The sequence below is a fragment of the Williamsia sp. Y844 genome (genome assembly GCF_056786475.1).
In genome coordinates this window covers 806,201-823,596 of record NZ_JBXCJB010000003.1, presented here as the reverse complement: position 1 = coordinate 823,596, position 17,396 = coordinate 806,201, and the positions used below count along the sequence as shown (strand labels likewise).

13 protein-coding genes are annotated in these 17,396 nt (G+C 63.6%); 10 read left to right on the top strand and 3 right to left on the bottom strand.

Annotated elements, in window-relative coordinates; translation table 11 throughout:
* Nucleotides 1-23: 23 nt before the first annotated feature.
* From AC1TQG_RS20640 to AC1TQG_RS20610, 7 genes are all read left to right on the top strand, one after another.
* Complete coding sequence (locus AC1TQG_RS20640; RefSeq protein WP_482139693.1) at nt 24-3,734, top strand: nitrate reductase subunit alpha; 3,711 nt, start codon at nt 24-26, stop codon at nt 3,732-3,734.
* A complete protein-coding gene (narH, locus tag AC1TQG_RS20635; protein WP_482139692.1) occupies nt 3,734-5,398 on the top strand; it encodes a nitrate reductase subunit beta in 1,665 nt (554 codons plus the stop codon). The genes AC1TQG_RS20640 and narH overlap by 1 nt, the downstream gene beginning before the upstream one ends.
* Nucleotides 5,395-6,039 (top strand): nitrate reductase molybdenum cofactor assembly chaperone, encoded by a 645-nt coding sequence (gene narJ, locus AC1TQG_RS20630; protein ID WP_482139691.1) that lies wholly within the window; start codon nt 5,395-5,397, stop codon nt 6,037-6,039. The genes narH and narJ overlap by 4 nt, the downstream gene beginning before the upstream one ends.
* A 5-nt stretch (nt 6,040-6,044) precedes the next feature.
* The gene (gene narI, locus AC1TQG_RS20625) at nt 6,045-6,791 is read left to right on the top strand and encodes a respiratory nitrate reductase subunit gamma (protein WP_482139690.1); all 747 of its coding nucleotides are present in this window, start codon (nt 6,045-6,047) and stop codon (nt 6,789-6,791) included.
* Complete coding sequence (locus AC1TQG_RS20620) at nt 6,788-8,002, top strand: nitrate/nitrite transporter (protein ID WP_482139689.1); 1,215 nt, start codon at nt 6,788-6,790, stop codon at nt 8,000-8,002. The genes narI and AC1TQG_RS20620 overlap by 4 nt, the downstream gene beginning before the upstream one ends.
* Before the next feature lie 8 nt (nt 8,003-8,010).
* Nucleotides 8,011-8,424, top strand: a complete 414-nt coding sequence (locus AC1TQG_RS20615) for a helix-turn-helix transcriptional regulator (protein ID WP_482139688.1) — start codon at nt 8,011-8,013, stop codon at nt 8,422-8,424.
* An 82-nt stretch (nt 8,425-8,506) separates the two neighbouring features.
* A complete protein-coding gene (locus AC1TQG_RS20610; protein WP_482139687.1) occupies nt 8,507-8,935 on the top strand; it encodes a VOC family protein in 429 nt (142 codons plus the stop codon).
* Nucleotides 8,936-9,005: 70 nt separating this feature from the next.
* On the opposite strand, the gene AC1TQG_RS20605 is transcribed toward AC1TQG_RS20610, so the two are convergent.
* The gene (locus tag AC1TQG_RS20605) at nt 9,006-10,205 is read right to left on the bottom strand and encodes an RtcB family protein (RefSeq protein WP_482139686.1); all 1,200 of its coding nucleotides are present in this window, start codon (nt 10,203-10,205) and stop codon (nt 9,006-9,008) included.
* A 108-nt stretch (nt 10,206-10,313) separates the two neighbouring features.
* Here AC1TQG_RS20605 and AC1TQG_RS20600 point away from each other — a divergent pair, with 108 nt between their 5' ends.
* Nucleotides 10,314-10,880, top strand: a complete 567-nt coding sequence (locus tag AC1TQG_RS20600) for a DUF1990 family protein (protein WP_482139685.1) — start codon at nt 10,314-10,316, stop codon at nt 10,878-10,880.
* 72 nt (nt 10,881-10,952) lie between these two features.
* On the opposite strand, the gene ppk2 is transcribed toward AC1TQG_RS20600, so the two are convergent.
* Both ppk2 and AC1TQG_RS20590 read right to left on the bottom strand, forming a co-directional pair.
* Nucleotides 10,953-11,816 (bottom strand): polyphosphate kinase 2, encoded by an 864-nt coding sequence (ppk2, locus tag AC1TQG_RS20595; protein WP_482139684.1) that lies wholly within the window; start codon nt 11,814-11,816, stop codon nt 10,953-10,955.
* Nucleotides 11,817-11,833: 17 nt separating this feature from the next.
* A complete protein-coding gene (locus AC1TQG_RS20590) occupies nt 11,834-15,022 on the bottom strand; it encodes an ATP-binding protein (RefSeq protein WP_482139683.1) in 3,189 nt (1,062 codons plus the stop codon).
* Between the two features lie 88 nt (nt 15,023-15,110).
* Between AC1TQG_RS20590 and AC1TQG_RS20585 the strand changes: the two genes are divergently transcribed.
* Complete coding sequence (locus AC1TQG_RS20585; RefSeq protein WP_482139682.1) at nt 15,111-16,160, top strand: LLM class flavin-dependent oxidoreductase; 1,050 nt, start codon at nt 15,111-15,113, stop codon at nt 16,158-16,160.
* Nucleotides 16,161-16,221: 61 nt separating this feature from the next.
* Complete coding sequence (locus AC1TQG_RS20580) at nt 16,222-17,382, top strand: hypothetical protein (protein WP_482139681.1); 1,161 nt, start codon at nt 16,222-16,224, stop codon at nt 17,380-17,382.
* The last annotated feature ends 14 nt before the right edge of the window (nt 17,383-17,396 follow it).

Genomic DNA, 17,396 nt, shown 5'->3' with positions numbered 1-17,396 from the left:
GTGAACTTTCGTACCATGTTTCCATGGCCCGGTCTTCTGACGTTCAGGGTGCGGCTGCGCAAGCCCTTCTCGACATCGGCAAGTTCTTCACGCGGTGGGACGAGACCGATGATGCGCGTGCGGTTTTTCGTCAGGGTGGACGTGCCGGCGACGTCTTCTATCGCGACCGGTGGAGTCACGACAAGATCGTCCGTTCCACCCACGGTGTCAACTGCACCGGTTCGTGCTCATGGAAGGTCTACGTCAAAGACGGCATCATCAGCTGGGAGACGCAGGAGACCGACTATCCGTCGGTGGGACCTGACAGTCCGGAATATGAGCCACGCGGTTGTCCGCGCGGTGCCGCATTCTCTTGGTACACGTATTCGCCTACGCGAGTTCGTCATCCGTATGCCCGCGGTGTACTCGTCGAGATGTTCCGGGACGCCAAGTCCCGCCTCGGTGACCCCGTGCTCGCCTGGGCCGACGTCGTCGGCGACCCGATCCGCCGCCGGTCCTATCAGCGCGCGCGGGGTAAGGGCGGTCTAGTTCGGGTGTCCTGGGACGAGGCCATCGAGATCGCTGCCGCAGCGCACGTCCACACCATCAAGGCCTACGGGCCGGATCGCTGTGCCGGATTCTCGCCGATTCCGGCGATGTCGATCGTTTCGCACTGCGTGGGGAACCGATTCGTCCAGCTGATCGGCGGTGTGATGACGTCGTTCTACGACTGGTACGCCGACCTTCCGGTGGCCAGTCCGCAGGTCTTCGGGGATCAGACCGACGTCCCGGAGTCGGGCGACTGGTGGGACGCCACATATCTGATGATGTGGGGCTCGAACGTGCCGGTGACCCGCACTCCCGACGCGCACTGGATGGCCGAGGTCCGGTATCGCGGCACCAAGGTGGTCACGGTCAGTCCCGACTACGCCGACAACTCCAAGTTCGCCGACGAATGGCTACCCGCACAGGCCGGGACGGACGGCGCGCTGGCGATGGCGATGGGCCACGTCATCCTCACCGAGTTCTTCGTCCGGCGCTCGGTGCCCTTCTTCATCGACTATGTCCGGACCTACAGCGACCTACCGTTCTTGATCCATATCGACGAACACGACGGTGGGTATGTGCCCGGAAAGTTCCTGACCGCAGACGAATTGGGCGGTCCGCCGGGCGACCCCGCCGACAACGGCGTCTGGAAGACGGTGATCCTGGACGACACCACGGGTGAGCCGGTTGTTCCCAACGGCTCCATCGGATTTCGCCACGGGCAGGCCGGTGAGGGCCGGTGGAACCTCGACCTCGGAACAGTCGATCCGGCGTTGACTTTGCATGGCCGCACCGACAGCGGCAACGTCGAGATCATGATGCCTGCGTTCGACGCCCCCGATGGTTCGGGCTCGGTCCTGCGGCGCGGCGTTCCGGCGATCCGGGTGAACGGACATCTTGTCACCACGGTCTTCGACCTGATGCTCGCGCAATACGGGGTGGGCCGGGGCGGTCTGCCCGGGCAGTGGGCGAGTGGATACGACGATGTCAGCACTCGGTACACGCCCGCGTGGCAGGCCGAGATCACCGGTGTGCCCGCGGAGGCGGCCATCAGGGTGGCCCGTGAGTTCGCCACCAACTCGGTCGAGTCCGGCGGCCGGTCGATGATCATCATGGGAGCAGGTATCTGCCAGTGGTTCCACGGCGACGCCACCTACCGCGCGATCCTGTCGATGTTGATCCTCACCGGCTGTATGGGTCGAAACGGGGGTGGCTGGGCGCATTACGTCGGCCAGGAGAAGTGCCGGCCGCTCACCGGTTGGATCTCGCTGGCCAACGCGCTCGACTGGTCGCGGCCGCCGCGCACGATGGCCGGAACGTCGTACTGGTACATGCATACCGATCAATGGCGCAACGACGGGTATTCCACGACGTCACTGGCGTCACCGTTGTCCCGGGGCACTCTCACCCATGAGCACACCGCCGACGCGATCGCGCAGTCGGCGCGTCTGGGCTGGATGCCGTTCTATCCGCAGTTCGATCGCAGTCCCCTCGACATCGCCGACGAAGCCGACGCCGCGGTCGAGGATGGCGTTGACGAGAGTGTTGCCGATCATGTGGCCCGCCGACTCGCCAACGGCGAACTGACGTCGGCCATCACCGATGTCGATGCCCCGCAGAACTGGCCTCGCACACTCGTGTTGTGGCGGTCGAACCTGATGGGGTCGTCGGCGAAAGGCAACGAGTACTTCCTGCGGCATCTGCTCGGCACCCACCACAACGTGATGGGCAGCGAGGATCCCGCGACACCTCGGCCTCGAGATGTGTTGTGGCGCAGTCAAGCACCCGAAGGCAAGCTAGATCTACTTCTGTCCGCAGACTTTCGGATGACATCGACGACCCTGCTCTCGGACGTGGTGTTGCCCGCCGCCACCTGGTATGAGAAACACGACCTGTCCGCGACCGACATGCACCCGTTTGTGCACGCCTTCTCACCTGCCATCGATCCTCCGTGGGAGGCCAAAACGGACTTCGATCTGTTTCACCTTCTTGCCCAGAGGTTTTCGGAGCTGGCCAAGACCCATCTGGGGGTGCGGCGAGATCTGGTCAGTGTGCCGATGCAGCACGACACACCGGGGGAGACCGCTGCGCCCCACGGACGGGTGGATGACTGGCAGGAGGCGGGCATACGGGGGACACCCGGGCGCAATATGCCCACGTTCACGGTCGTCGAACGCGACTACACCGCAATTGCCGACAAACTGGCCTCCGTGGGCCCCTTGGTCGAGCGCCTGGGATTCACCGTGAAGAACATCACCTACGACCTCGGGGAGCAGAGCAACCGGCTTGCCGTCTCCCACGGCGTCATGGCGGGCGGGGCCGCGGAAGGACGTCCGGCGATCGACACCGACGTCAAACTCGCCGACGCGATCCTGACCTTCTCGGGCACCACGAACGGTTCCGTGGCCGTCGACGGATTCCGGAAGCTGCAACGACGGGTGGGCAGGCGGCTCGACGATCTTGCCATCGGGTCGGAGGAGAGGCGCATCACCTTCGCCGACACCCAGAAAGGGCCGGTCCCGGTACTGACGTCCCCGGAGTGGTCCGGATCGGAGACCGGGGGCAGGCGCTACGCCCCGTTCACGCAGAACATCGAACGGCTCAAGCCATTTCACACACTCACCGGGCGCATGCACTTCTACCTGGACCACGACTGGATGATCGATATCGGTGAGTCGTTGCCGATTTATCGGCCACCGCTGGACATGCACCGGCTGTTCGGCGAACCCCGGCTGGGACCTGACGGGGCCCAGCAGATCACCGTCCGATACCTGACACCCCACTCGAAGTGGTCGATCCATTCCGAGTACCAGGACAACCTCCTCATGCTGTCGCTGTCCCGTGGCGGGCCCACCGCATGGATCAGCCCGCAGGACGCAGCAGCCATCGAAGTGGCCGACAACGACTGGATCGAATGCGTCAACGCCAACGGGGTGATGGTGTGCCGCGCGATCGTCAGCCACCGGATGCCGGTGGGGGTGGCCTTTGTCCACCACGCACAGGACCGCACGATCGACGTGCCGAAATCGGAGGCCACCGGGAGGCGCGGCGGCATGCACAACTCGGCAACCCGGCTGCTGGTCAAACCCACACACCTGATCGGCGGATACGCCCAATTGTCCTACGCCTTCAACTATCTGGGGCCGGCGGGCAACCAACGCGACATGGTGGCAACCATTCGCAAGCGCAGTCAGGAGGTGAAGTACTGATGCGTGTGATGGCCCAGGTGGGCATGGTCATGAATCTCGACAAGTGCATCGGATGCCATACCTGTTCGGTGACGTGCAAGCAGGCCTGGACAAACCGGGCCGGCACCGAATATGTGTGGTTCAACAATGTCGAAACCCGTCCGGGACAAGGGTATCCGCGTCGCTACGAAGACCAGGAGAAATGGCGGGGTGGGTGGCACCTGAACTCCAGGGGCAAACTGCGATTGCGCACCGGCGGTCGACTGCAGAAGCTGTTCACGCTGTTCGCCAGTCCGGTCCAGCCGACCATTGCCGACTACTACGAGCCCTGGACCTACGACTACCAGACCCTGATCGACGCGCCGCTCGGCGACGACTTCCCGGTTGCCCGGCCCAAATCGTTGTTGACCGGTGAGAACACCGAAATCAAGTGGTCGGCCAACTGGGACGACAACCTCGGCGGCGCAACAGAACACGGCGATCAGGACCCGATCGTGGCCAAACTCCGTCGGGACTGTGAGGATGCGGTCAAGTTCAGTTTCGAACAGACCTTCATGTTCTACCTGCCCAGGATCTGCGAGCACTGCCTCAACCCGTCGTGCATGGCGTCGTGTCCGTCCGGTGCCATCTACAAGCGCAGTGAAGACGGGATCGTGCTCGTTGACCAGGACCGATGCCGGGGATGGCGGCAGTGCATCACCGGGTGTCCGTACAAAAAGATCTATTTCAATCACAAGTCGGGCAAAGCCGAGAAGTGCACGCTGTGCTATCCGCGGATCGAGGTCGGTCAGCCGACGGTGTGCTCGGAGACGTGTGTCGGCCGGCTGCGCTACCTCGGGATCTTTCTCTACGACGCCGACGCGGTGACAGACGCCGCGTCCACACCCGACGATCAAGACCTGTACGAGGCACAACTCGATCTGCTCCTCGACCCGAACGATCCCGCTGTCGAGAGGGCCGCGCGCGCCGATGGCATCCCGGATGACTGGCTCGACGCCGCCCGTCGCTCTCCGATCTACGCGCTGGCCAAGAAGTTTCGGGTGGCACTGCCACTGCATCCGGAATACCGCACCATGCCGATGGTCTGGTACGTGCCGCCGCTGTCGCCGATCGTCGACCTGTTGGCGGAACAGGGGCACGACGCCGAGAACCGGGGCACACTGTTCGGTGCCATCGACGCGCTGCGGATTCCGGTGGAGTACCTCGCCGAATTGTTCACCGCCGGTGACTCCGACCTCATCGACTCCGTACTCAAACGCCTCGCCGCGATGCGCGCTTACATGCGGGACATCACCCTCGGACGTGAACCCGATGCCGACATCCCGGCATCGGTGGGAATGTCCGAAGAGGAGGTCTACGAGATGTATCGCCTCATGGCCATCGCCAAATACGAAGACCGCTACGTGATTCCGACGGCGCACCTCGAACAGGCCGAGAAGCTGGAGGAGACGGCATGCTCGCTGGACCACGACGGCGGCCCGGGAATGTTCGAATCGTCCGCGTTCGGTGAGGCCAGTGGTCGCGCGGTGCCTGTGTCGGTGGAGACGTTCCACGCGCTCAAGCAGCGTCAGACCAGCGACACCGCAGCCGGTGCGGGCAGCATGGCGGATCGCGTGAACCTGTTGAACTGGGACGGAAACGGCAGTCCCGCAGGCCTGTTCCCCGATCGGACGAAGGCGCCATGAGGTGGCCGGGGGATCGCCGCGCCGACCATCGGGTGGTTCACCAGATCGCGTCGCTGTGCCTGTCCTATCCCGATGCCGCATTGCTATCGAAGGTCGGGTTGGTCAGGGCGGCACTGAATGAGATCGAGTGCGAGGCCACCACCGGGCCGCTGCGACGCTTCGTCGACCATCTGGCGGCCACGGATCAGGCCGCGCTGGGCCGCGAGTACGCCGAGGTCTTCGACCTGTCGAGCAAACGTACGCTGTACCTCTCGTATTGGACCGACGGCGATACCCGGCGACGTGGCGCGGCGCTCGGCGAGTTCAAACAGCTCTATCGAGACAGCGGTTTTCTCGTGGATCTGGGTGGCGAATTGCCTGACCACTTACCCATCGTGCTCGAGTTCTGTGCGCGCGCCGATCCGGTGGTCGGCGCCGGGGTGCTCACCAGATATCGGGTCGCGATCGAACTGATCCGGTTCGGGTTGCTCGACCGCGGCACGCCGTACGCCGACGTGCTCGAGTCGGTGTGCGCAACCCTGCCAGGTGCGTCACCCGCGGACAGAGCGGCGGCGCTGGCGATGCGTCCTCCGATACCGGTGGAGACTGTCGGCCTCGAGCCGTTCGACCCGAGACTTCTGCCCATCGCCGGGACGAGGTGAGTGCGGTGGACATCGTGCTATGGGGCGCGATCCCGTATCTGGTTCTGCTGCTCCTGATCGGCGGCACCATCTGGCGTTACCGGTACGACAAGTTCGGCTGGACGACGCGATCGTCAGAGCTCTACGAATCGCGGCTGCTGCGAATTGGTTCGCCGCTCTTCCACTTCGGCATCCTGGTGGTGATCATCGGTCATGCGATCGGTCTGGTCATCCCTGAATCCTTCACCGACTCGCTGGGCATCTCCGAAGACCTGTACCACCTGAATTCCGCGTTCTTCGGCTTCATCGCCGGTATCTGCACCTTGGCCGGACTGGTGATCCTCATCTACCGCAGGCGGCACACCGGTCCGGTGTTCATGGCGACCACCCGCAACGACAAGGTCATGTACCTCGTCCTGACGTCGGCGCTGCTGCTCGGTCTGTACTGCACCCTGCTCGGCGTCCTACCAGATCAGAAAGGTGTGAACTACCGGGAGACGGTCTCTCCCTGGTTTCGCTCGATCTTCTTGCTGCAGCCGGACATCGACGCGATGAACAACGCTCCGCTGCGTTTTCACATCCACGTCCTGGTCGGGATGCTGTTGTTCGCGATGGTGCCGTTCACCCGACTGGTACACATGCTGACCGCTCCTGTGCACTATCTGTTCCGGCCCTACATCGTCTATCGCAGCCGTGACAAGGTTTCGGCTTCCGGCGGCCATTCGTACGGGCGGGCCTGGGCTCCGGTGGGGACGAAAGACCGCGACCGATGAGCACGTCGACGGAACCGTCGATCGACCGTGGCGCACAGACCCTCAACCTCGTCCTGGCGACGCTTGCGTTCGGGATCAGCTTCTGGGCGTGGAACCTGATCGGCCCGCTCGGAGTGCGGTACGCCGATGACCTGGATTTGTCGTCGACACAGAAGTCGGTACTGGTCGCGATTCCAATTCTGGTGGGTTCGCTGGGACGCATTCTGACGGGAGCACTCACCGATCGCTTCGGGGGCCGGTCGATGTTCACCGTGCTGCTGCTCTCGTCGGTCCCGTTTGTGGTGTTGCTGGCCATCGGTGGACATTTCGACAGCTACGCGACGTTGATCGTCGCGGGATTCTTCCTCGGTGTCGCCGGAACCACTTTTGCGGTGGGCATCCCGTTCGTCAACGCCTGGTATGACAAGTCCCGCAGAGGTTTTGCCACGGGAATCTTCGGTATGGGGATGGGCGGCACGGCCTTCTCCGCGTTCTTCACACCCCGCTTTGTCGAGTGGTTCGGTTATGTGACAACGCATCTGATCATTGTCGTCTCCCTCGTGGTGATGGCGGCGGTCTGCTGGATGTTCATGCGCGATTCCCCCCTGTGGTCGTCAAACCACGACGCCGTGGTCCCCAAACTCATCGGTGCCGCAAAGCTGCCGATCACCTGGGAGATGAGCTTTCTCTATGCCGCGACGTTCGGTGGCTTCGTTGCGTTCTCGACATACCTGCCCACCTACCTCAATGAGGTCTACGACTTCGACCTGGAAGGCGCCGGTACCAGGACCGCCGGATTCGCGGTCGCGGCAGTGATCGCGCGGCCCGCAGGCGGCATTTTGTCCGACCGTTTCGGTGCGCGTCTGATCACGGTGATCGCCACCATCGGAGCGGCGGGCCTTGCGATCTGGATGATCACCAAGCCGCCGGTCGAGATCCCGGCCGGGATCAACTTCGTTCTGATGGCGGTGTGCATGGGTCTGGGTTCGGGAGCGGTGTTCAGTTGGGTGGCCAAGGAGGCGCCCGCGAAAAGGGTCGGAGCGGTCACCGGCATCGTCGGCGCCGCAGGCGGGCTCGGCGGCTTCTTCCCGCCGCTGGTCATGGGAGCCACATACAGCGAGGCCGATCACAGCTACACCTTCGGCCTCACGTTGCTGGTGATCGTTGCCGCACTCGCCGCAGTGTTCACGGTGTTCGGTATCCGTGGCCGCCGCGCCGAAAATCCGCCATAGTGGTGGCCGTGGCGAGTGTTTCGACAACCCGGCATCTGTTGCGGGCCAGGGATCTGATCGATGCGGAGTATTCGACGGCATTGACCGTCGAGGAGATGGCGGCCGCGGCGCGGTTGTCGCGTGCCCACTTCACCCGGTCATTCGCCAGGACGTTCGGGCAGTCGCCGCACACATATCTGCAGACCCGCCGGCTCGAGCGGGCTGCGGCACTGTTGCGGAACACCGACTATTCGGTGGCCGATGTCTGTGTGGCAGTGGGTCTTCGCAGCGTTGGTTCGTTCACCACGAGTTTCAAGAGGACTTTTGGTGAGACCCCCGCGCAGTATCGCGCGAGTCGCCCGCCCGCAGCGCAACGAATCATGGTTCCGACCTGTGTGGTGCGGACCTTCGGCCGGCCATACCCGGATAGTCGGCTCGGATAGAGCACATGGGGAGAAGACCGGGACGGTTGCGCGGGGTTACGTTCGAATCACCGATTCGAACAACCAACTACGGGAGGTCGCGATGTTGAAAATTGCCAGCGCACAGGTGTGGGTCCATGACCAGGATGAGGCCCTGAAGTTCTACACCGACAAGCTCGGGATGGAGGTCCGGGCGGACGTGTCCTTGCCCGAGATGGACGGATTCCGGTGGCTGACGGTGTCCCCGCCGGGACAGGACGACGTCAGCATCGTGTTGATGGATGTCCCCGGTCCGCCGATGCTCACCGAATCGGCCAGGGGCGAAGTCCTGGAACTGGTCTCCAAGGGCTTGGCCACCGCCGTATTCCTGACGACCGAAGATTGTCAGGCCGAGTACGAGCGGCTGTCCGCGCGCGGTGTCGAGTTCACCGATCTGCCCGAACAGCGCCCGTACGGGATCGACGCCGGCTTCCGCGATCCCTCGGGCAACAGTTTCCGGTTGACCCAGACGATCGATATTGCTGCCGTCTAGCCAGATGATGACGTTGTGGGGCCCTCCATGTGGATTGCCCCACAACGTATCTGCGATGCCGGTCGCCCGCTCAACCCTTGACGCAGACCACCTGCTTGAGGTGTGCAACCACCTCGACAAGGTCTGTCTGCGCGGCGATCACCGAATCGATGTCCTTGTAGGCGGCCGGTATCTCGTCGACAACCCCGGCATCCTTGCGTGACTCGACGCCTTCGGTCTGTGCCACCAGATCTTCTGTAGTGAACATCTTGCGCGCCTTGGACCGGCTCATCTTCCGCCCCGCCCCATGTGAGGCGGAGTAGAAGGATGCCTCCGACCCCAGACCACGCACGACGTAGGAGCCCGTTCCCATCGATCCGGGGATCAAACCCTGCTCGTCCGACCCGGCCCGGATCGCACCCTTCCTGGTCACCAACAGTTCCAGACCGTCGATCACCTCGGTCGTCACGTAGTTGTGGTGACAAGAGATCGGCTGCTCGAACTGTACCGGCCGCGTCGGAAATGACTCCCGCACAGCCGAACACACCAGTTCGAGCATCACCAGGCGATTCCTGGCCGCGTACTCCTGGGCCCAGGTCAGATCGCGACGGTATGCATCCATCTCCGGGGTTCCGGTGAGGAACACCGCAAGATCGCGGTCGGGGAGGTCGGCGTTGTGCGGCAGACCTGCGGCAACCTGAATGTGCTGATCGGCCAGCGACTTCCCGATGTTCCGGGATCCGGAATGGAGCATGACCCAGACCGACGAGTCACCATCGGCAACGCAGACCTCGATGAAATGGCTACCGCCACCGAGCGTCCCGAGCTGCTTGTGGGCGCGGGTGTCCAGGTTCTGTACGCCCCGATCGAGGTCGCCGAACCGGGACCAGAAATCACCCCAGCCGCCCCCGACATCCATCCCTCTCAGGTTCACCGGCCGCGTGTGGGCACGGAATCCCACGGGGACCTTCGCCTCGATGGCCGACCTCATTCCGGAAAGGTCATCGGGAAGATCGGAGGCGACCAGATCTGTTCGCACAGCGGCCATTCCGCATCCGATGTCGACGCCGACCGCGGCCGGGCAGACTGCGTCGCGCATCGCGATGACCGAACCGACCGTCGCGCCCTTGCCGACATGGACATCGGGCATCACCCGAACACCGTGCACCCACGGGAGAGTCGACACCCGGCGTAGCTGCTCGCGGGCCTGCACCTCAACAGACGCTTCGTCGACCCACAGAAGGGTTGGGGCGACTGCGCCGGAAAGCGGAACGGGGTAGCGGGTGTTCATGATGGTTCCTTGATTGCGTTGTCGGCCATCGGTCGACGGCCCGGGCAACCGTAGGCTTCTGTTGTGGGTACCGTCCACCGATTATGTCGACGTCGGTAACCTCATGAGATGACCGGTCGCAGCGTCAGACCGCTGAAGTCTCACATCGCCACCCGGTTGCGCGGCGTGGCGTACAGCTATCCGGAGATCGGTGCGACCCGCGATGAGCTCCCGGACGGCTATCACCACCTGCACCGGGAAGTGGTCATCGGAACCGGGCAGCAGTGTTTCACCGAGATCGCAGAAGCGATCGAAACCTGGCAGGTGCAGCTCGGTGCCGGCCTGCGCGTGTTCGCGTCGGAGGAGACCATCGAGGCAGGTACCGTCGCCCGGGTCGCGGTCGGTGTGGGACCGCTACGACTCAAGGCGCCGGTCAGGGTTGTGTACGTCATCGACGAGCCCGTCCGCCGCGGATTTGCCTACGGCACGCTCGTCGGTCACCCGGAATCAGGGGAAGAGCTCTTCTGTGTTGAATTGCGGGACAACAACTCTGTGGTGTTTGTGGTGACGGCCTTCTCGCGTCCACAGACTCTGTCTGCCCGGATCGCCGGCCCGTTCGGCAGATATGGTCAGAGTTTTATCACCGACAGATACCTCAGGGCGATGCGTGTGTGGGCAGCGCGCAACCGCGGTTGACGACAGAAGCACACGGTTCAGTCAAAAGCACACGTTGCAACGTGTGCTTCTGTGGAGGCCTTCGGAGGCCTATCAGGCCTCTTTGTCACCGATCAGTTCGGCCACATGGTTCGGGACGTATGTGCTGATCTCCCGGGATGGTCGTTGGTAGGTGCCGGTGTCGATGGGATGTTCTGGCAGTTCGACTTTCGGCTTCACGACTTCGTGGTACTCGATCGTTGACAACAGGTGCGACATCATGTTGATCCGGGCGTGCTTCTTGATATCGGATTCGACGATGTACCAGGGGCTGTTGGGGGTATCGGTGTGCACCATCATCTCGTCCTTCGCGCGGGAATAGTCTTCCCAGCGATAGACCGACTCGAGGTCCATTGGACTCAGTTTCCATTGGCGCACCGGATCATCGAGGCGTGACCGGAAGCGCCGTAGTTGTTCGGCGTCAGACACCGAGAACCAGTACTTACGCAAGATGATCCCGTCATCGAGGAGCATCTGCTCGAATATCGGTGTCTGGCGTAGGAACAGCGAATGTTCTTGTGGGGTACAGAATCCCATGACCTTCTCCACACCGGCCCGGTTGTACCAGGAGCGGTCGAAGAGGGTGATCTCACCGGGAGCCGGAAGATGCGCGATATAGCGCTGGTAGTACCACTGGCCTCGTTCCCGATCGGTCGGTGCGGGCAGTGCGGCGACCCGGACGACGCGAGGGGAGAGATATTCGGTGATCCGCTTGATCGTGCCGCCCTTGCCTGCGGCATCGCGACCCTCGAAGACGACAACCACACGGGCCCCGGTCTCCTTGGCCCACTCCTGCAGTTTGACGAACTCCGTTTGCAGACGGAAGAGCTCGGCCTCGTAGATGTCGTTGGGTATCTTCTTCGGCTTGGTGCTCTTCTTCTTGCCGCTGCTCTTGCTCCCGGATCCAGTCTTTCCCATTGATGAAGCCTACTGGCTCACGGAACGAACTTCGGCCCGAAACTCTCGATACGTTGCAGCAGGGTCGTCGATTCCTGATTGCGCGCGAGATGGCGAGCTTTCGCGTATGCGGAGCGCGCGGATTCGAGGTCACCGATCGTCAATCGATACCGAGCGGTGGTGAGGTGCAGATGCGGTTCGGCATACCGCTGGCCGAAAGTCTGCAGGTGCTGCTCTGCGGCCGCGAGCAACTCGGCGACCTCGTCGAGGCGACCCGCGGCCAGCGCGGCCTCGGCATAAAGGCCGTAGTAGGCAGAGCCACCCGTGTTCGGGCCGGCCTCGACGGCGGGGCGCAGATCGCGCAGGCGTTGCAGGCCCTGCTCGCGGTTGCCGAGGATGACTTCGGCCCACCAATACATCGACTCGCTGAACGCACGCAGGAAGTCGAACGGCCCGTCCGCCACCGAGGCCATCCACGCGCGACCGGTATCGGCCGTCCACTGCGGATCGGCGGCCAACGCACCTGCCAGCATCGCGAAACTGCCTGCGGCGTTGCGGCCGTATGCGTCCGGTGTCTGGTGGATCAAACGTCGGAAGTTCTCTCGTCCGGGTTCGACACCGACGTGCATCGTGGTCATCCAGGCGAAGAACGCATAACCGAGCAGATCCCAGTCATGCTGTAGCCCGTGCATCGCGGTCTGGTCCAACCGTTTGCGGATCTCCTGGGCGTGGGCCAGGGATCTGTATGAACTCCCGATTTTGCCCCGGTCCCACTCGTTCACGCCCCACGCCTGGTATCCGATTATCCCGATCGCCGGGTCGTCGGATTCCATTGCCGCGTGGTACATCTCGGTCGCGAGCTCATGCGCGCGATCGAGAGCCAGTGACTGTGAACAGGATGCCCACCGGGAGTATCTGAAGTCGGCCACATTGCGTAGATCCCCGATGGACGCCGCGAGTTCTTCACCACGATCGAGATATTCGGTGGCGGCGGCGAGATAACCGTCCCTGGCACCGATGACCGCGACCAGGAGACCGACTGCTTCGAGCTCGAGGCGCTGATCACCATCGTCGCGAGCAAGTGAACTGCACGCCCCCAACTGCCATTCGGCGGATTCGTACGAGAACCGCATCAACGACTCTTGCGCTGCGGCCAACAGGGCCCGCGCGGTGACCTGACGTTCCGACAGCGGGCCTGCCGACCACAGATGATGGGCAAGTTCTCCGAGTCGGGTGCCTCCGGACTCGGTGAGGTGGCCTGCGATCTTCATGTGCAGACGCCGGGCCCGCAGTGGTGGAATGCTCTCGATGATCGCCTCGCGCACCAGATCGTGGGCGAAGAAGACGGTGTACGGATCGTCGGGGCCGGTTTCGATCACCGAGCGTTCCTCCGCCGGTTCGAGAGTGTCCAGGACGGTTTCGATGGGCATGGACGCCGCACCGGCGAGCAGTTCGAGGTCGACCCGCTTACCGATGAGCGCGGCGACCTCCAGCAGTTCCATCGTTGCAGCGGGCATGTGGTCCAACCGGCCTCGGACAACGTCTCGTACGCCGGCAGGCACACCGCCGGGTACCACGGCGACCGCCGAGAGTTCGCCGCCGTCGGACAGGGTGCGTGCGAGTTCCCGGGCGAAGAAGGCGTTGCCTTTGGTGCGCCGTCTCACCGATTCGACGACCTCGGGGTCCGGACGGCTGCCGGTTTCACGGTGGATCAGCTCGCTGATGGCGTTGCTGTCGAGCGGGCCGACGGAAATACGGAACTGCGACGGCAGACGACTGAGCTCGGCCAGTGTGTTGCGCACGGTTTCGCGACGGACCCCGTCGCCGGTACGGATCGCGCAGATCAGCACCAACTGCGAGAGCTGAGCCTTGGCCACGTGGGTGACGAGTTCGAGTGATGCGCTATCGGCCCATTGGATGTCGTCGAGGACAACGATGAGCGCGGTACGCCCGGACAGTTGCGCGAGCAGAGTCGCCACCTGCGTGTGGAGTCTGAATCTGGCTGCCGCATCGGGTATCTCGAGCTGCGGTGACATCGTGCCCCGGCCATCGATCAATTCGCCGAGTTCGTTGCCGGACACCATGTTCCGTTCGGAGTCTGTCAGGTGCGGCACGAGATCGCTCAGGATCTTGACCCATGGCCACATTGCCGGTGCCGCGCCGCCCTCCAGGCAATGTCCCCACACGGTCAACGGACTGCCGGGATGATGCGTGTGGTGGGCGCATGCGGCGACCAGCGTGGTCTTGCCTGCACCGGCCTCGCCTTCCACGATGATGACCGCGCCGGCACCGCCGGACGCGGCGGTCATCGCGTTGTCGATACGCGTGCGCTCATCAACTCTGCCGATGAGCGGCAGCGCGTTGTCCGGACTCGGCGGGGTGTTCTGGGAGTCCGCTGTCGTCGACTGCTCCCGGGATACCGTGCCTGCCGCTGGGACCCTCGCGAGTCGGATGCGTGGGGTGAGGTGCGGGGCGTGAGCGAGGATGTCTTTTTCGAGTTCGCGCAGCGTGGGCCCCGGGTCGACGCCGATCTGCTCGGACAGGATCCGTCTGGCATCAGCAAGCGCCGCAAGAGCATCGGACTGCCGACCCATCCGGTAGCGGGATATGGCCAGTAGTGCCCAGAGTCCTTCGTTGAGGGGCTGAGCTCCCAGTGCCTGTTCGACGTCGGTTGCCAGGAGCTGGGTCTCGCCGAGTTCGAGGCGGATCTCATAGGACAGTTCGAGTGCGGCACCGTGGAGTCGGGCGACGTGTTCGGCGGCCCCGTCGCGAAACGAGAAGCCTTCGAATTCGGGGAGCAGCGGCGCATACATGTCCAGAGCCGACCACAATGTGGCTGCAGCCGAGTCGGATTCATGGCGAGAGTGCAGATCCCTGGCCAGTGCGACGTCGCGGTTGAAGCGGTGTAGGTCGACATCGTCGGCGTCAGTGATCAAGGCATATCCGGCACCCCTGGTGATCAGTACCCTCGGTTGGGCGCGCGGGGCACGGTCGGGTTCGAGGATCCGGCGCAGGCCTGAGATGTAGGCCTGTAGAGAGGCGTCGGCGCGATCAGGTGCGGCATCGCCCCAAATTCCGTCGATGAGCCGATCGCTTGTGACCGCATGTCCGTCGGCGAGGATCAGCTGTGCCAGAACAGCGCGTTGCTTCCGGGTACCGATGGCCGCGTCGACGCCGTCCATGGTGGCCGACAGGCCTCCGAACAGCGAATACCGGCGCACGCTCACCCGAGTAGTTTAAGCACCAGCAGATGCATTCTCCGAGGTTCGGAGGTTATGACGATGTAAGCATTTGTCAGGAGAAGGGTGAGCGGCGATGAGCAGTTCGGTACAGGGTTTTCCCATCGAGTTGGGACTGGACACGTTCGGTGACCGGACCGCAGGCCCCGACGGTGAACTCGTGCCATACGACCGGGTGATCCGCGAGGTGGTTGCCGAAGGCGTTCTCGCCGATCAGTTGGGTCTCGACTTCTTCGGAGTGGGGGAGCATCATCGCGCGGATTTTGCGGTGTCGGCCCCCGAAGTGGTGCTGTCCGCGATTGCCGCACAAACATCCCGCATCGCGCTGGGAACCGCGGTCACCGTACTCAGTTCAGACGACCCGATCCGGGTCTACCAGCGGTTTGCCACGCTCGACGCGATCTCTGGAGGCCGTGCCGAAGTGATTCTGGGCCGGGGCTCGTTCACCGAATCGTTTCCGCTTTTCGGCCTCGACCTGAGCCAGTACGAAGAACTGTTCTCCGAGAAACTCGACCTCTTTGCGGCCCTCCGCGATGAGGGTCCGATCGTCTGGTCCGGTGAGACGCGCGCGCCGCTGACGGGCCAAGAGGTGTATCCCAAGACCGCAGCAGGCGGCGTCCGGACCTGGATCGGTGTCGGTGGTTCGCCGGAGTCGGTCGTCCGGGCCGCTCGGTACGGTATTCCCTTGGTGCTGGCTATCATTGGTGGCGAACCACTCCGGTTCAAACCTTTTGTCGATCTCTATCACCGCGCATTGAAGGAGTTCGACAAGCCGTTGCTTCCGGTCGCGATGCACTCGCCGGGGCATCTCGCCGACACCGACGAGGCCGCACGAGATGAGCTGTGGCCGCACTATCGCGATCAGATGGCCCGAATCGGCGCCGAACGAGGCTGGCCGCCGCCCACCCGTGACCAGTTCGAGCAGTCGGCCGGGCCGGAAGGTTCGGTATACGTGGGCTCACCCGAGACGGTGGCGGCCAAGATCATTCGAAATGTGAACGCCATGGGCATCACCAGGTTCGACCTCAAATACAGCAACGGGACACTGTCACACGAGGCCAAGATGCGCAGCATCGGACTGTATGGCACCAAGGTCGCCCCGATCGTCCGGAATGCGCTGGCCTGAGAGGGTAAAGTCCGACCAACCGTTGCCCGCCGTGCGCATCGGACCTGGGGGAGGACGCAACGTGGCCAGCAGCTCAGGTCCGGTATCGGTCACGTGTCGGACCGAATACCGGCGATCGGTGCACAACCGGCTCGCGACCATCGCCAGTGCGTTGGCGATAACCGCGATGATCGAACTGGTTGTGCTGAACATCGCCGACGTCGATCCGGCGGTCACCGGTGCCGCGGTCATCGCAACGCTGGGCCTGGGTTTGCTGATAGCCGCGATCGGCAGGGTGATCGACCTACCCGCCGTCAGCGTGACGGTCGACGATGCGATGGTGCACCTCGGCAACGCAGGCGTGGCGATCAACTCGTTTCCGCTGGACGATCTGCTGTCGGTCAAGCAAAGTGCCGAGTTGTCCGCCGACACATCGATGTCGCGGTCGAGTCGCACCGATCAGTTCCGCGTCCAGGGGTGCCGCTATCTGCAGCTCCGGTTCGCGAGCAACCCGGATCAGGAGTGGCAGGTTGCCGTCATCGAATCAGATCCGGCGGCGGCCGAGGTGCTCGCCCGGTTGCGTGCGCACCAGCCTGCCAAACGGAAGGTACTGATCGGGATCGGAGGTGACGGCCGCGTTTCCGGCCGCCTTGTGAAGCCGGCTGCCGCACAGCCCGGCTATCGTCCGGCCGACCCCGAGGCGGGTCGACCGGTTCCCCGGATTGCCAATGCCGGCAGCAAGGAAGCGGCGCAACGACTGTGGCAGGCCGCCTGCCGACAACATGATGCGATTCTGGTCGACTACGCCCAATACGAACTCGAACCCGAACTGGTGCTGCGGTATCCGGCCGTCACCGACGTCTCGGTCGAATCGGTGGCCAATTTCCACACCGCACTGGCCCGGGCGCAAGACCTGCGGAGTGACGAGTTCCCGATGAGTCTGGATCGTGCCGACGAGTACCAGCAAGCGGTGACCGAGGCAGGTAAGACGTGGGCGGAGTGCGAGAGATACGGTCGCGCAATCGGATCCGATCTACTCGATGCGGGTGATCAGCAGGAACTCTCTACCGCGCTGTCGTTGTTGGAGAACGCCCGAGCATCTGAGGGCAGCAAGCAGGCCGACTATCTCGACCGGATCCACCGGATCGTCACCGACCTGGCAGACCGAGGGAGTGTGCATCCGCAGCAGCAGGCGTTCGACGAGATCGAGGCAGGCAGGCGGCGGGCGCTGGAGGCCGAGTAGCGTTCCACCGGTGG

Coding starts and splice junctions, on each gene's coding strand:
- AC1TQG_RS20610 (WP_482139687.1), top strand. CDS start 8,507: ATGTTGAAAATTGCCAGCGCACAGGTGTGGGTCCATGACCAGGATGAG.
- AC1TQG_RS20585 (WP_482139682.1), top strand. CDS start 15,111: ATGAGCAGTTCGGTACAGGGTTTTCCCATCGAGTTGGGACTGGACACG.
- narH (WP_482139692.1), top strand. CDS start 3,734: ATGCGTGTGATGGCCCAGGTGGGCATGGTCATGAATCTCGACAAGTGC.
- narJ (WP_482139691.1), top strand. CDS start 5,395: ATGAGGTGGCCGGGGGATCGCCGCGCCGACCATCGGGTGGTTCACCAG.
- AC1TQG_RS20600 (WP_482139685.1), top strand. CDS start 10,314: ATGACCGGTCGCAGCGTCAGACCGCTGAAGTCTCACATCGCCACCCGG.
- AC1TQG_RS20605 (WP_482139686.1), bottom strand. CDS start 10,205: ATGAACACCCGCTACCCCGTTCCGCTTTCCGGCGCAGTCGCCCCAACC.
- AC1TQG_RS20620 (WP_482139689.1), top strand. CDS start 6,788: ATGAGCACGTCGACGGAACCGTCGATCGACCGTGGCGCACAGACCCTC.
- AC1TQG_RS20640 (WP_482139693.1), top strand. CDS start 24: ATGGCCCGGTCTTCTGACGTTCAGGGTGCGGCTGCGCAAGCCCTTCTC.
- ppk2 (WP_482139684.1), bottom strand. CDS start 11,816: ATGGGAAAGACTGGATCCGGGAGCAAGAGCAGCGGCAAGAAGAAGAGC.